The 14,215-nt window shown below is 61.1% G+C and carries 10 protein-coding genes; 5 read left to right on the plus strand and 5 right to left on the minus strand.

The features are described from left to right. On the minus strand, positions 1-1,057 hold a 1,057-nt coding region (locus tag QZ501_RS12140), incomplete at its 3' end, for an aminotransferase class I/II-fold pyridoxal phosphate-dependent enzyme (RefSeq protein WP_295719795.1). 225 nt (positions 1,058-1,282) lie between these two features. Between QZ501_RS12140 and recQ the strand changes: the two genes are divergently transcribed. Both recQ and QZ501_RS12150 read left to right on the plus strand, forming a co-directional pair. Further along, positions 1,283-3,136, plus strand: a complete 1,854-nt coding sequence (gene recQ / locus QZ501_RS12145) for a DNA helicase RecQ (protein ID WP_295719797.1) — start codon at positions 1,283-1,285, stop codon at positions 3,134-3,136. 3 nt (positions 3,137-3,139) lie between these two features. After that, positions 3,140-3,403, plus strand: coding sequence for a hypothetical protein (locus QZ501_RS12150; RefSeq protein ID WP_295719799.1), 264 nt, complete (start codon positions 3,140-3,142; stop codon positions 3,401-3,403). Here the strand turns inward: QZ501_RS12150 and QZ501_RS12155 are convergent. Next, positions 3,400-4,746 (minus strand): DUF445 family protein, encoded by a 1,347-nt coding sequence (locus tag QZ501_RS12155; protein WP_151439182.1) that lies wholly within the window; start codon positions 4,744-4,746, stop codon positions 3,400-3,402. The two genes, QZ501_RS12150 and QZ501_RS12155, sit on opposite strands and share 4 nt — an antisense overlap. 174 nt (positions 4,747-4,920) lie before the next feature. Between QZ501_RS12155 and hmpA the strand changes: the two genes are divergently transcribed. Both hmpA and QZ501_RS12165 read left to right on the plus strand, forming a co-directional pair. After that, the gene (gene hmpA / locus QZ501_RS12160; RefSeq protein WP_295719802.1) at positions 4,921-6,099 is read left to right on the plus strand and encodes an NO-inducible flavohemoprotein; all 1,179 of its coding nucleotides are present in this window, start codon (positions 4,921-4,923) and stop codon (positions 6,097-6,099) included. A gap of 103 nt (positions 6,100-6,202) precedes the next feature. Continuing rightward, positions 6,203-6,388, plus strand: coding sequence for a DUF2897 family protein (locus tag QZ501_RS12165; protein WP_151439180.1), 186 nt, complete (start codon positions 6,203-6,205; stop codon positions 6,386-6,388). Between the two features lie 12 nt (positions 6,389-6,400). On the opposite strand, the gene QZ501_RS12170 is transcribed toward QZ501_RS12165, so the two are convergent. From QZ501_RS12170 to QZ501_RS12180, 3 genes are all read right to left on the minus strand, one after another. After that, on the minus strand, positions 6,401-9,676 hold the full coding sequence (locus QZ501_RS12170; protein WP_295719804.1) for a carboxyl transferase domain-containing protein: 3,276 nt from the start codon (positions 9,674-9,676) through the stop codon (positions 6,401-6,403). 137 nt (positions 9,677-9,813) lie between these two features. Beyond that, a complete protein-coding gene (locus QZ501_RS12175) occupies positions 9,814-10,707 on the minus strand; it encodes an MBL fold metallo-hydrolase (protein WP_295719807.1) in 894 nt (297 codons plus the stop codon). A 161-nt stretch (positions 10,708-10,868) separates the two neighbouring features. Continuing rightward, positions 10,869-12,857: a sigma-54-dependent Fis family transcriptional regulator gene (locus QZ501_RS12180; RefSeq protein ID WP_295719810.1), complete on the minus strand. Its 1,989-nt coding sequence runs from the start codon at positions 12,855-12,857 to the stop codon at positions 10,869-10,871. Between the two features lie 364 nt (positions 12,858-13,221). Between QZ501_RS12180 and QZ501_RS12185 the strand changes: the two genes are divergently transcribed. After that, a partial coding sequence (locus QZ501_RS12185) for an ABC transporter ATP-binding protein (RefSeq protein ID WP_295719812.1) occupies positions 13,222-14,215 on the plus strand: 994 nt, incomplete at its 3' end.

Consider the following 14,215-nt stretch of genomic DNA (forward strand, 5'->3'; position numbering starts at 1 on the left):
CATGACTGGTCGCCGCCGGCGGGCCAATCAGCGTGGTGACCGACCCCAGGCTGGCCGCGGCATGGGCGTGGGTGAGATTGGGTACCAGCTTCTTCACGTCCTGGAAATCGCCGTGCAGGGAGAAGCTGAGCATCCCGCCGTAACCGTCCATCTGCCTGCGCGCGATATCATGATGGGTATGGTGTGGCAGTCCCGGGTAGTAGACCTTATCCACTTTGTGGTGATCATCCAGGAACTCCGCGATGCGCTGAGCGTTTTCATTGTGCCGCTGGATACGCAGCTCCAGGGTCTTGAGCCCGCGCAGGATCAGATAGGCGGAATTGGCGTGGAGGGTAGCGCCATTGATTTCACGGTAATGATAAACCCGGTCCACGAGCTCCTCCGGACCACAGAGGATACCGCCCATGGCATCCGAATGACCGTTGAGGTACTTGGTGGCGCTGTAGAGAACCAGATCCGCGCCCAGCTCCAGTGGACGCTGGTTTACCATGGTGGCAAAGGTATTATCCACCAGCACCAGCGCGCCCGCTTCGTGCGCCACGCGCGCCAGCCGCTCGATGTCCATCACCTTGAGAAGCGGATTGGTGGGCGTTTCCAGATAGAGCAGTTTGCAGCCCTTGCGCACTTCCTCCTCGATGGTGTCGAAATCCAGGGTTTCGCACAGACAGCAGTCCACGTTCATCCGCGGAAGGAACTCCAGAAAGATCTTGCTGGTGCCGCCATAGGTGTCCTTGATGGTCACAACCCGGTCGCCCGGCTCAAGCAGTGTATGCAGGGTATTGCTGATCGCCGCCATACCGGTGGAAAAGCTCACCGCGTCCTCGCTGCCTTCCAGCGAACTCATGGTGACTTCCAGAGAACGCACCGTGGGATTGGTGTTGCGCGAGTAGATATGGCCGGCCTTGCGTTTCAACGCCACGTCGAACCATTCGTCCATGTCGTGATATTCGAAGGTGACGCTGTGATGGATGGGCACGGCGATGTCACTACCCGCCACAGGGGATAGGTGGTCCGCCCAGAGAGCGCGCGTGCTGAAGTTCCGTTTGTTGTCCGCCATAATCCTGCTCCTGTGTTTGGGGGCGCGATCAGCCAATGACAGGGACTCCGGGCCGGCGGATCGACGATCCTCTTCCTCAGGACTTTAGCACTCCCGGGTTTCCACCCCAATCCACGGAGGAAGTAAAAAGATACGCAGGATGACACCTGATAACGCATCACTTCCCCAGCTTTGCCCAAACAAGTACCCTTTCAACTCCAGAACATGACAAGGAGTCCCTGCCTCGTGCCCGACACCCGCCCCGCCACCGAAGCCAGCTTCGATCAGGCCGCTCACCAGGTCCTGCGTGATGTGTTCGGCTATGATGCGTTCCGGGGCCAGCAGCTGGAGATCATCCGATCCCTGTTCGAGGGCCGGAATGCCATGGTTCTGATGCCCACCGGCGGCGGTAAATCGCTGTGCTACCAGATTCCAGCGTTGCTGCGCCCCGGACTCACGGTGGTGGTATCGCCATTGATCGCGCTGATGCGCGACCAGGTGGAGGCTTTGCAGCACAACGGTGTACGGGCGGCCTGCCTGAATTCCAGCCTGGACCCGGTGATGCAGCGGGATATCGAGCAGTCCGCGCTGGCAGGCGAGCTGGACCTGCTCTACGTGGCGCCGGAGCGGCTGCTCACCGAGAACATGCTGGGGCTGCTGGAGCGTTCGGAGATCGGCCTGTTCGCCATCGACGAGGCGCACTGTGTCTCCCAATGGGGGCATGACTTCCGGCCGGAGTACATGAAACTGGATGTGCTGCGCCAGCGTTTCCCGCAGGTGCCACGCATCGCCCTCACAGCCACCGCGGACCAGCGCACCCGCGAGGAGATTGGCCGCCAGCTGCTGCCGGATGGGGGCGAGACCTACGTCGCCAGCTTTGACCGCCCCAATATCCATTACCGGGTCGGCCTCAAGGGCAACGCCCGCGAGCAGTTACTGACCTTCATCCGCGAGCGCCATACCGGGCATTCCGGCATTGTCTACTGCATGAGCCGAAAGCGCACCGAGTCCACGGCGGAATACCTGAGCAGCCAGGGCGTGCCGGCCGTGCCCTATCACGCCGGGCTGGACAATGAGACCCGCCAACACCATCAGGAGCGGTTCCTGCACGAGGAAGGGCTGGTTGTGGTGGCGACCGTGGCCTTCGGCATGGGCATCGACAAGCCGGATGTGCGCTTTGTGGCCCACCTGGACCTGCCCAAGAGCATCGAGGCGTACTACCAGGAAACCGGCCGCGCCGGGCGGGATGGCGAGCCGGCGGAGGCCTGGATGGTCTATGGCCTGCAGGATGTCTACCAGGTGCGCCAGATGCTGGCCCAGTCCGGCGCGGACGAACACCAGCAGAAGGCGGAACGCGAGCGTCTTGAGGCGCTGCTGGCCTTCTGTGAGGCGACCGGTTGCCGGCGGCAGGTATTACTGCGCTACTTCGGCGAGGAACACGATGGTGGATGCGGCAACTGCGACAACTGCCTGCAGCCCCCGAAAACCTGGGACGCCACCGACTCCGCCCGCAAGGCACTCTCCTGCGTCTACCGCACGGGCCAGCGCTTCGGCGCCACCCATGTAACGGACGTGCTCATGGGCAGAACCAACGACCGCCTCAGCCGCCTGGGCCATGACCAGCTCAGCACCTTCGGCATCGGCACGGACCTCTCCAAGCAGACCTGGCACTCCGTGTTGCGCCAGCTCCTGGCCCACGGCTACCTGCAGAGCGACCCCGAGGGCCACGGTGGTCTTCAGCTCGCCCCCGCATGCCGCACCCTGCTCAAGGGGGAAGCCGGCCTGTCACTGCGTGAGGACATACTGCCCGCCGCCCGCAAGACCTCAGGCACCAGCACCAGACGCAGTGCCCCGCCGGATGTGGCCGGGCCGGAATGGGAGGAAATGCGCCGCTTCCGCAAGGAGCTCGCGGACGCGGAAGGCGTGCCGCCCTACATCATTTTCCATGACGCCACCCTCAGGGAGATGCTCCATGCCAGGCCGAAGAGCCTGGATGAGATGGCCTCGGTGCCCGGCATCGGCCAGGCGAAGCTGGAGCGGTATGGGGAGCAGTTCCTCAATGTGCTGAAGGAACTTGAGGACGCGCCCGAGGAAGCCTGAACCATGGAGGCGATCGACTGTAACGGTACCCCGACCCTGAGCTTCCGCCAGGTGGATGAAATGAACGGCTTCACCAAGGGCACCGCCTTCCGGCTGTTCAAGCACTCCGGTGACGCGCTACAGGAAGGGCGTGATTTCTTCTATTGCCCGGCCCCGGACTACGGGCAGTGGATCGAGACGCTCAAGGCCGAGGGCAAGGTCTATCAGACCTCCCAGCACCTGGTGCTGCTGACCCGGCAGGGGTACGAGCGCCTGCAGCGTCTCTAACCCGCCGCATTACGGGCATTGCGCCGCTCATTCAGCTGCCACGCGAGCCAGACCACCACCAGAAGGGCCCCGATTGGCACCGCAAAGGCCAGGTGCACCTGGACGGTCCCGAGAATCAGGCCCAGGCAGCCCCCGAGGAGCTGGATCACGGTCAGGTTGCCGCCGGTGTTGTCCAACACCATCTTCTCCAGCTCGTCCGTATCGAGCCGGCGCACCTGCTGCTCCACCACGTTGGTCACATCCAGGCGCTTGACCGCCAGCTCGATACCCTGGCTGACCCAGGCCTGCCCCTTCCCGGAATGGAGCACGTTCAGGCCCTGCTTCTTCAGCCACTGCAGGGTACTGATCAGTGATTCCTCAATACGTACCCAGTTGGTCTCGTCTTGCAGGTACCGGTCGGTCTGTGCCACCAGCAACGGCAGGATCCGGTCCCGCGTCGTGGTCCCCAGTGTCTCAATCCAGGTGCCCAGACGGGCCTGGATCAGCGCCTGCACCTCGGGCTTTTCCATTTCCTCCTGGATGCCATCCACCACGGCATCCAGCATCGTCATGAAGTCATCGGAAACCTCGGGATCATTGATGAAACGGTCGAGAATGTCGCTGATCGCATCCTGATCGAACGAAAAAATGTTCTTGATGCCAAGGCCCAGCGCTCCCATACGGCGTTTCTGCCTGAGGTAATCCTCAAGCGCCCTGTTCAGCCAGCCCGAGATCCGGGGAACTTCCTGCTGCAGCCAGTGGCGCGCTTTTCCGGCGAGCCACTCACGGTTCTCCCGGGACTGGAGAAACGTGTTCAGCGTCTCCCTTATCTGGCCCCACCACTGGTCAATGTTTTCCGGGTCGCGGGCCAGATCCTTCAGGGCAGCTTCAACAAAATCCAGAGAGCGTGTCATTGCCTCAGGGCCACGTTCGCGCATCAGATCCACCACCACTTCCGTGATGCGTTTACGCACCTCGGGATCCTGCAGGTGGTCGTCAATCCACAGGGCCATCGTCTCGGTACCGGTCTCGATCAGCCGGCGTTCGCGGATGTAGTCCAGGATGATTTCCGGCGAGAGCAGTTGCTCCTGCACGCTCTCGGCCAGGCTGCGGGCGATCTGATCCTTGTTCTTGGGCACCAGCCCCTGCCAGCCGAGGACCTGGCCCTGCTTGGGCTGGAAGAGCATCTTGATGGCTAGGAAATTGGTGAAATACCCGACCAGGCCCGCCACCGTGATCACGAACCCGGCACGCGCCCAGATGTTGTCCCCGGCAAACCAATAGTCCAGCAGGCCGAACACCAGGGCCGAGGCCAGCAGCCCACGACGGAAGTTGCTGTCCCAACGGGTCAGGTCCACATCCATAGCGATTCACCTCCTTGAGGTTGGTATTCAGCGGCGACCGGTCACTGCCTCACGATACAGATGAACCACCCCCATTGCATGGCAACATTATTGCTTCATCATTTTTACATTAATCAAAAAAGATGTATTATTCGTGCCGCTTAAAGAATACCCCAGCAATCAACAGGAGTGCCTATGCTGAGTTCGACCCAGGAACAGATCCTCGCAGACACGGCCCCCATCGTGGCGGAACACCTTGAAACCATTACCGCCCGGTTCTACCCGCTGATGTTTGAGCGCTACCCGGAGGTCAACGCGCTGTTCAACGCCAGCCACCAGGCCAGTGGCAACCAGGCGCGCGCGCTGGCCGGAGCGGTTCTGCAGTATGTTCAGCTGCGCAGCAACCCGGCGGAAGCCCGGGCTGCCCTTTCAACCGCCATCGGCAAACACATCTCGCTCGGCATCCAGCCGGACCATTACCCCATCGTGGGCGAATGCCTGATGGCGGCCATTGGTGATGTGCTGGGTGATGCGGTGACGCCGGACGTCGCGGATGCCTGGGAAGCACTCTACAACGAACTGGCGGGGCTTCTGATCGACGTGGAACAACAGCATTACCACGACTTTGCCAACCGCCCGGGCGGCTGGCAGGGGCGGCGCGCGTTCCGCATCCGCAGCCGCCGACCAGAGAGCGCGGTCATCACCTCCTTTGAGCTGGAGCCCGTGGACGGTGAGCCGGTAGCGGACTTCCAGCCGGGGCAGTACATCGGTGTCCGGCTCAAGATCAACGGTGAGCCCGTCTATCGCCATTACAGCCTGTCCGATGTGCCCAACGGCCGCACCTACCGCATCTCCGTCAAGCGCGAATCAGAGGGCCATGCCAGCCGCTTCCTCCATGACGAAGCGCAGAACGGCCTTGAACTGGAACTCCTGCCCCCGGCCGGCGAACTGACGCTCACCGGCCAGGAACCGCTGTTGCTGATCAGCGGCGGCGTCGGCCAGACCCCAATGCTGCCCCTGGCGAAGCAGGCCCTGGAGCAGGGGCGCCCAGTCGCCTACCTGCACGCCGCGCGCAGTCGCCAGCACCATGCCTTCTCGGACGAGATCCAGGCCCTCCAGGCCCAGTACCCGGAGCACTTCAACCCGGTTGTCATCTACGAAGAAGGCGACATAAGCGAAGGAGCGGACGCCATTGGCATGATCGACCAGACACTGCTTTCACAGCACCTGCCCGACCCGTCCGTCCGGTGCTACTTCGTGGGGCCGGAACCCTTCATGCAGACAGTGGATGCCGCACTCGAAGCACTGGGGGTCAGCGAGAGCCGGCGCCACTACGAGCACTTCGGCCCGGCTCGCCCGCTGAGGGCTGCCTGAAAGAGACTCGACGCTCTCGCCATTCATACCTGGCAAGTTGAAACAGTGGTACCGTTAAGGCAGGGTTCCGGCCCTGCCATGCCACCAGTCCGGGGGAGCGCTCATGTCCGCCACCGAATGGATCATTTTCGTTCTTGTTATCGGCTCCATGCTCGGAGGACTGTTCTGGCTGCGCGACAGTGCCCGCAAGCTCAATATGTCCAGTGAGCAGATGGAAAGGATCCGCAAACGCAAGGCGGAGCTGGAGGCAGAAGAAAAGGAGCAGCAGGAGAAAAATGATGGGCCATAATCAAGGACGGTCTTACCAAGTGTCCACAAACCCGCTCTGCCCGGATTCTCCCTGCCGCCCCACATAGGCGGCGTTCAGCCCGCGCAGCAGCCAAGCCCGCGTCTCCTGCGGGTCGATGACGGCGTCAATCTCCAGGTAGCTGGCCACGTTGAGGGCCTTGCCCTGCTCGTAGGCCTTCGCGACCAGGGTATCGAACATCTTCTTTTGGGATGCCTCATCGGGCTGGGCCGCGAGTTCCTTGGCAAAGCCCAGCCGGACGGCGCCTTCCCAGCCCATGGGCCCGAACTCCCCGCTCGGCCAGGCGGCGGTAAAGAACGGCGCATGCAGGCTGCCGGCGGCCATCGCCTGGGCACCCAACCCATAGGCCTTGCGCAGCACCACCGTGAAAAAGGGAACCGAAAGGTTGGCCGCCGCCACAAACATGCGCGACACATGGCGGATGGTGGCCTGTTTTTCCGCTTCCGGGCCCACCATGAAACCAGGCGTGTCGCACAGTGACACCATGGGCAAACCATGGGCGTTGCACAGCTGCATGAAGCGCGCGGCCTTGTCGCCGGCGGCGGCATCCACAGCACCGCCGAGGTGCGCCGGGTTGTTGGCGATCAGCCCGAAGGGCCGCCCCTGGATGCGCACCAGTGCGGTAACCAGCCCGGGCGCGAACTCCCGGCGCAGTTCCAGCACGCTGCCCTCGTCTGCAAGGGTCCCGAGCACGTCCCGGATGTCGTAGACGCGCATGCGGTTTTCCGGGATCAGATGGCGGAGCCGGCGCTGGTCCGGTTCCTGCCAGTCATCAATCGGCCCCTGAAAATAGGCCAGGTACTGCTTGGCGGTTTGGACCGCTTCCGCTTCATCCTCGACCAGTACGTCGATCACGCCATTCGGCCCCATGACCGATGTCGGCCCGACTTCCTCGGGGCTGTAGCTGCCCAGTCCGCCCCCTTCGATCATGGCCGGCCCGGCCATGCCCAGGGTCGTGCCGCGGGTCGCGATGATGACATCGCAGCAGCCCAGCATGGCGGCATTACCGGCATAACACCGGCCCGAGGCAATGCCGATGGTCGGCACCTTTCCGGAAAGTGCAGCCATTGCCGCGAAACTATGACAATCCAGGAAGGACACACCGTTGGCATCGGTATCGTTGGGCCGCCCTCCCCCGCCTTCCGCGAAAAGCACCAGGGGAATCCGCCACTGCTCCGCCAGCGCCAGCATCCGATCCGCCTTCCTGTGCCCGGCCACGCCCTGGGTGCCCGCGAAGACGGTGTAATCGTAGGCCAGCGTAACGCAGCCTGAATCCGGAGCGCCGAACACATCCGCGTTCACCGTGCCGATGGCGGTAACCAGGCCATCCGCCGGGCTCAGCTCCGCCAGTTGCTCCACGGACTTGCGGCGGCGTTGCGCGGCCACCGCCAGGGCACCGTATTCGTTGGTACTGCCCTCATCGAGCAGATCCTCAACGTTCTCACGGGCAGTGCGTTGCCCGGCTTTGTGGCGTTTCTCCACCGCCGCCGGGCGGCGCTCGTCCGTGAGCTGTGCGTGACGTTCGAACACCTCCTCAAGGTCCGCCCGGATGTGATCAAGATCCACGGCCTCTTCGGTCTGGAGCTGCTGATCATCCACCTCCGCTGGCTCAATGAACAGCAGCGCCTGCCCTTCCGCCACCATGGCCTCGGGCTGCACGGCGAGCGCACGCACGATGCCGGACTGGCTCGCCCTGACCACGAACTCCATCTTCATGGCCTCCAGTACCGCAATCACCTGGCCAGCGGCCACGGCATCCCCTTCCGCCACGTCAACGCTGACCACCTGGCCCGCGCTGGGCGACTCGATGCCGACGGTGCCAGCCGGCGCCTCAACACTGCCCACGGGATCCACGGACGCCGGCGCGGCGGCGTCTACATGCAGGTGCGGGTGAGCCTGATCGTCGGCCGCGATCAGCGCCTCCAGGTGAGCCTCGAAAAAGCGCGTCGTGACGTCATAGTCTTCCACTTCCGGCCGCTGCAGAAGGTTCCGGAGCAGGCCCATATTGGTCGCCACGCCCTCAAGCCGGAATTCACAGAGGGCACGATAAAGGCGCTTGAGGGCTGCCCTGTAGCTGTTGCCATGAGCGATCAGCTTGGCCAGCAGTGAGTCGTAGGACGGACTGATGGGCAGGCCCACGTAGCCGTGGCCATCCACACGGAGGCCAGGACCGCTGGGTGGCTCGTAGGCGGTGAGCGTGCCAGCGGCCGGCATAGCGCTACCGTCCGCCTGCAGGGTTTCGGCGCAGACGCGCGCCTGGATGGCAAAGCCTCGTGGTGTCGGCGCCGTTTCAAGCGCCAGGTCCGCCAGGGTCTGGCCCGCCAGAAGCTCCAGCTGGGTCTGAAGCAGGTCAACGCCGGTCACCTCCTCGGTCACCGTGTGTTCCACCTGAACCCTTGGATTGGCTTCCATAAAGACGAACCGCTCCGGCTGATCCGCATCCACCAGGAACTCGAACGTGCCCAGGCCGTGATAGTTCACGGACCGCGCCATGGCCATTGCACACTCGATCATGGCATTACGGGTTCCGGCATCCAGGCTGGGGCTGGGCGCTACTTCGACGAGTTTCTGGTTGCGGCGCTGGAGGCTGCAGTCCCGCTCCCACAGGTGGCTGACCGCGCCGGTGCCATCCCCCAGCACCTGGATCTCGATGTGGCGCGCCCGCTCGATGAGCCGCTCCACGTAGAGCGCGCCATCACCGAAGGCGGACTGCGCCTCGGACTGGCAACGGGTGAACGCTTCCTCGAGCTCGCTTCCACAGGCAACCGCACGGATGCCACGGCCACCGCCGCCCGCAGCTGCCTTGAGCATCAGTGGCCCGTGCTCGCTGAAGAAGGTTCTAGCCTCGTCCAGCGTTATGGCCCGGTTGATCCCCGCAACCAGCGGCACATCATTCTGCTCCGCAAGCGCCCGCGCCGCTGACTTGTCGCCAAAACGCTCCAGCACCTCCGGCGCCGGCCCGATGAATACGATGCCGGCTTCCGCACACCGGCGGGCAAACACCGCGTTCTCCGCCAGGAACCCATAGCCGGGATGGATGGCATCGCACCCCCGGTCCCGGGCAATGGCAATCAGTTGGTCCATGTCCAGATAGGCCTTGGAGCCCCGCCCCCGGAGTGCAACGGCCTCATCGGACTTACGGGTATGCAGGCACGCCTCATCATCTTCCGCGAACACGCTCACGGACCGGATACCCAGCTCATTGCAGGCCCGCGCGATACGGATGGCGATCTCACCGCGGTTGGCGATGAGGACAGAAGAAAACGGCATCGGACGGCTCCCTGGTTTTCAGCCTGATCGACGGCCAAATGGCCGGATCCTGCGTTCAGCCTAAGAGCCTTTACGGAATGAAACCAATGAATCCATTTCAGACACCGGAATAAGCATCCCTTATAGGGGGGATGCTCTCAGTTCCCGGTATTCGGACGCCGATCTATATAGGACTGGTCGATCAGCGTGCGATGAACACCCTCCACGTTCATCGGCAGCCACTCTTCGTACATGGAAAGATGGCTGTACTCGGACAGACGGATCTCCTGCTTCAGGGTCTTCAGGTCCCTGCCAGCCAGCATGCCGTCCAGCACGGCGTTGTAGAGGGCCTTGGTGTAGGCCAGATAGTCTTCCACATCCTCTCGGGTGCCCATCTCACCGTGACCGCCCACAAACCGGTCGAAGGGCTCACCACTCAGCAGGTCCCGCGTGGAAGCAATCACGCCGTGGATGTCGTAACCCGGCAGGTCCCTGTACATCATGCGGCCGAGCACGACCCAGTCGACCACGTACATCACGTTTGCCGGCAGGAACCGCATGCTGACCGAGCCCCGACCGTTATTCGGGCCGTGATAACGCAGCTGCACGCGGCTTTCCCCCAACCGGAGTGTCAGTTCATCCGGAAAGGTCAGCTCCGGCATTGCCGTGGGCGCCCGGGTCCACTCCAGATCCTGCGCCGCGTACTCGTGGGCCACCACCGTGACCTCGTCACTATCGAGCACGTCGCCGCCCATCACATGGTCAATGTGATTGTGGCTGTACACCATGTAGCGAATGGGCACATCAAACCGCTCCGCAAGCTCCGTTTTCAGCCAGCCCGCCGCTTCCTCGTTAATGGGATCGGTTACCACAATGCCTTCTTCGGTCACCATGAAGGCCGAATGGTAATGCTCATAGGAAAAGCGATAGACGTTGTCTTTGACCCGCTCAATACCGGGCTTAGGCTCCGCCATGGCCAACACCGGGCTGAGCGCAAACGCGGCGACGGCCAGAAAACCCCATTTGAGCGGCTTGCTGTTTTTCTGAGCCATGATCGTTCTCCCTGCAACCCCATCAATATTGATCGTGTACGCTCCCGGGCTCGCAAGGGATCGCCGGGAAGACCTCCAGCCGTCCCTAATCCAGCACCTGCGGAAACGATGATGCTGTCCTGGAACAACTCAAGAGGGCCTGCTAGTTCTCTGTAGGCCCTTTAAGCCCTAGGCAGGCCCTCGTCTGGCGAATCGCTTCGAACGTACTTATACACCGTATTACGACTAACGCCCGCGAGTCGTGCGGTTCGGCTGACGTTACCACCCACCTGCCGATAGAGTTCCTGAATCCGGTTCTCCAGCGCTCCCGCGGTTTCCCGGGACACAGCCGGCTCGGGCAGCTCACTCTCCCCGGCACCCTCCGCGGGCGATGACTCCATCACCCTGTTCAGGTCATCGTAGAAATCCGCTGGCAGGTGTTCGCGCTTCATGATTCCATCATCAGCCATGGCATGCGCTATTTTCAGTACATTCGCCAGTTGCCGCATATTCCCCGGCCAAGGGTGTCTGACCAGCAGATCTTCCACCTCTGGGCTCATTAGAACCCGCCCCTCATCCACCTGCAGTCGGTCGTACATGTATTTGATGAGCGCCGCTTTATCTTCACGATGCCGCAATGCCGGCACTTCGATGTTCAGGCCGGAAATACGGTAATAGAGATCCTGACGGAAAAATCCTTCATCCGCTGCCGCCTTGAGATTCCGGTTCGAAGCGGAAACAAGACGGATATCCACCGGGAAGACCTCACTTGAGCCCAGAGGCACAACCACGCGCTCCTGAAGCACTCGCAGCAACCGTGCCTGCACGTGCAACGGCATTTCACCGATTTCGTCAAGGAACAGGGTGCCACCATGGGCACGGCGGATCAGGCCCACCGACCCTTTACTGCTGGCACCGGTGAATGCGCCTTTTTCATAACCGAACAGCTCTGACTCAACCAGCTCGGTAGGGATCGACGCGCAGTTGACTGCCACCAGTGTCTGTTCCCGCCGACTGCTGTGAAAATGCAGTGAGCGCACCATGATTTCCTTGCCAGCACCCGTCTCACCATGAATAAGGATGGGGATGTCCTTCTCGATGATCTTCCTGGCTTGACTGAGGACCTGGCGTACTTTCCGGTCACCATGCTCCAGTTCATCGAAAGGCACTACATCCTCCGGTAATTCACTGTTACCGGCGGCCGGTTCCGGCTTGGGCTCCGGAGCGCCCTGCCCGGACGCCTGGCCTTTCACGCGAAAATCCGCGACTTTCAGCGATGGCGCCAATGGCGGCTGACCACGAACCCACATGCGGTAGCGTCCAAATACCCATAGTGTGAGCGGAGCATTCGGGGGCTGCTGACGCAGTTCATGGAACTTAAAACCGAATATCTGTTCAATATCCATCAGCGCAATGTCCTGCGCCAGCAACGCCCAGGCCCGTCGGTTCGCCGAGATCACAATACCCTGGTCGTCCAGAACCAGCAGCCCGGCCCAATGGCTGTCCAGACCACTGATATCGGTACTGAAGGTAATGATGTGATGGTCCTGTTGAAAAGCCGCGTGAATCAATTGGTTTTCCACGCTCAACGACATCAGCTTGACCATGCCCAGGGTATGGTCCTGCGGCAGATAGGCGTCGGATGAAATATCCAGAACCCCTATCATTTCCTTCCTGATGTCGTAGATTGGCGATGCCGAGCCCACCATGTACCGGTTGGCGCGCAGAAAATGTTCATCACGGCTGACCTGTACCGCGTGCCCCGCAGCCAAGGCGGTTCCGATCGCGTTGGTGCCCACCCCCCTCTCATGCCACTGATGGCCGGGGACGAGGCCATGCTCTCCACGGCCCTGGAACCGGGGCGAACCCCAGGTATTGAGTACATGACCCTGATTATCCGCCAGAACAATCAGGCAGGACGAGTTCGACAGGATATTCTCGTAATAGGGCAACACCTCGTTTTCCGTGGTGTGCATCAGATCATGATGCTGGTCCACAAGCGCGCTGACATCACCTTTCCGCACATCACCAAAGTCTGGCGGGGCGCCATGGGCCAAGCCATACCTCTCACATCGATACCACGAGTTTTCAATGACTTCCTTGTGCGTCTGGTCCGCACCAGCGACTGGATCCGCCCACGGGTCGCCGGGGTTATTGTTGTTGTCCTGCACCAATGAATTGCACCTCTTGTTGATCGCCGCACCGCGATATGCACTTCAGCCGATTATCTGATTACCCCTAAGGGAGCACCAGCGCCGGAACCGTCTCTGACTACTTGGTGAACACTCATCTGAACACTTCGTGAACACTTTGTGAACACTTATCTTGCACTATTTTGAACATTTACGAACATTCGGAATGGGCCACAACAATCACACAAAATCGTATTTGGCACTTTTTGTTTATTAAAATCAAAAATATAGGGAATTATACGCGAATTCGAAAAATTCTGGCATCAGACTTGTATGGTTACCGAATGCGTTTTGCCTTGCGCTCAGCAAGTCCGCATAACAATAACAAGTCAGGGAACCAACAATGTCTCTAACTCTTGAAAAAGTCAGCAAAGCTGTTGACGGTCAGGACTGGATAACTGATATCGACCTGAATTTGGAGCCGGGCTCCTTTAACGTCCTTCTGGGCCGGACGCTGGCTGGGAAAACGACGTTGATGCGTCTTATGGCCGGTCTCGACCAGCCTACCAGCGGCCGTGTGCTCATGAATGGCGTTGATGTCACGGGCGTTTCCGTGAGGAAACGCAACCTGTCCATGGTCTATCAGCAATTCATTAACTACCCCGCTCATACCGTCTACGACAACATCGCCTCTCCGCTGCGACTCGCAAAGATGCCCCGAGAGGTCATCGATAAAAGGGTGCGGGAGACGGCGAACATGTTGCATCTCGAAAGCATGCTGGATCGCTACCCACTGGAATTGTCCGGTGGCCAGCAGCAACGCACCGCGATGGCTCGCGCTCTGGTCAAGGACGCCGATCTGATTCTGTTTGACGAGCCTCTGGTCAATCTCGATTACAAGCTGCGTGAAGAATTCCGTGAGGAACTGCGCGAACTGTTCAAGACCCGGAACTGCATTGCCGTCTACGCAACCACTGAGCCAAACGAAGCTTTGGCGCTGGGCGGTAATACGGCGGTCCTGCACGAAGGGCAACTTCTCCAGTACGGCCGCACGCCCGAGGTGTATCACAAGCCCAAGGATATCCTGAGCGCTGAAATGTTCTCAGAACCTCCCATCAACGTGGTCCCTGCCCTGGTTACAGAGTCTGAGGTAACCTTTGATGAGACGGTGCATTTCAAGCTCAACTCCGATCTCCAGTCCTTGACCCCCGGGCGTTACCAGTTCGGCGTAAGAGCGTCCCACATCGGCCTTGTGCCCCATGCTGACGATGATCTCGAGCTCCCCATGAACGTCGATCTTGCCGAGATCAGTGGTTCGGAAACGTTCCTGCATGTGCACAACGGTGAACTTAACCTTGTGCTCCATCTATCCGGTGTCCACGAATACGACGTGGATG

It is taken from the genome of uncultured Halovibrio sp. (assembly GCF_913056445.1).
GTDB lineage: Bacteria > Pseudomonadota > Gammaproteobacteria > Pseudomonadales > Oleiphilaceae > Halospina > Halospina utahensis_B.

What these genes read in the sequence shown, in the direction of transcription:
- QZ501_RS12150 (WP_295719799.1), top strand. Translation starts at nt 3,140, where the DNA reads ATGGAGGCGATCGACTGTAACGGTACCCCGACCCTGAGCTTCCGCCAG.
- QZ501_RS12155 (WP_151439182.1), bottom strand. Translation starts at nt 4,746, where the DNA reads ATGGATGTGGACCTGACCCGTTGGGACAGCAACTTCCGTCGTGGGCTG.
- hmpA (WP_295719802.1), top strand. Translation starts at nt 4,921, where the DNA reads ATGCTGAGTTCGACCCAGGAACAGATCCTCGCAGACACGGCCCCCATC.
- QZ501_RS12165 (WP_151439180.1), top strand. Translation starts at nt 6,203, where the DNA reads ATGTCCGCCACCGAATGGATCATTTTCGTTCTTGTTATCGGCTCCATG.
- QZ501_RS12170 (WP_295719804.1), bottom strand. Translation starts at nt 9,676, where the DNA reads ATGCCGTTTTCTTCTGTCCTCATCGCCAACCGCGGTGAGATCGCCATC.
- QZ501_RS12175 (WP_295719807.1), bottom strand. Translation starts at nt 10,707, where the DNA reads ATGGCTCAGAAAAACAGCAAGCCGCTCAAATGGGGTTTTCTGGCCGTC.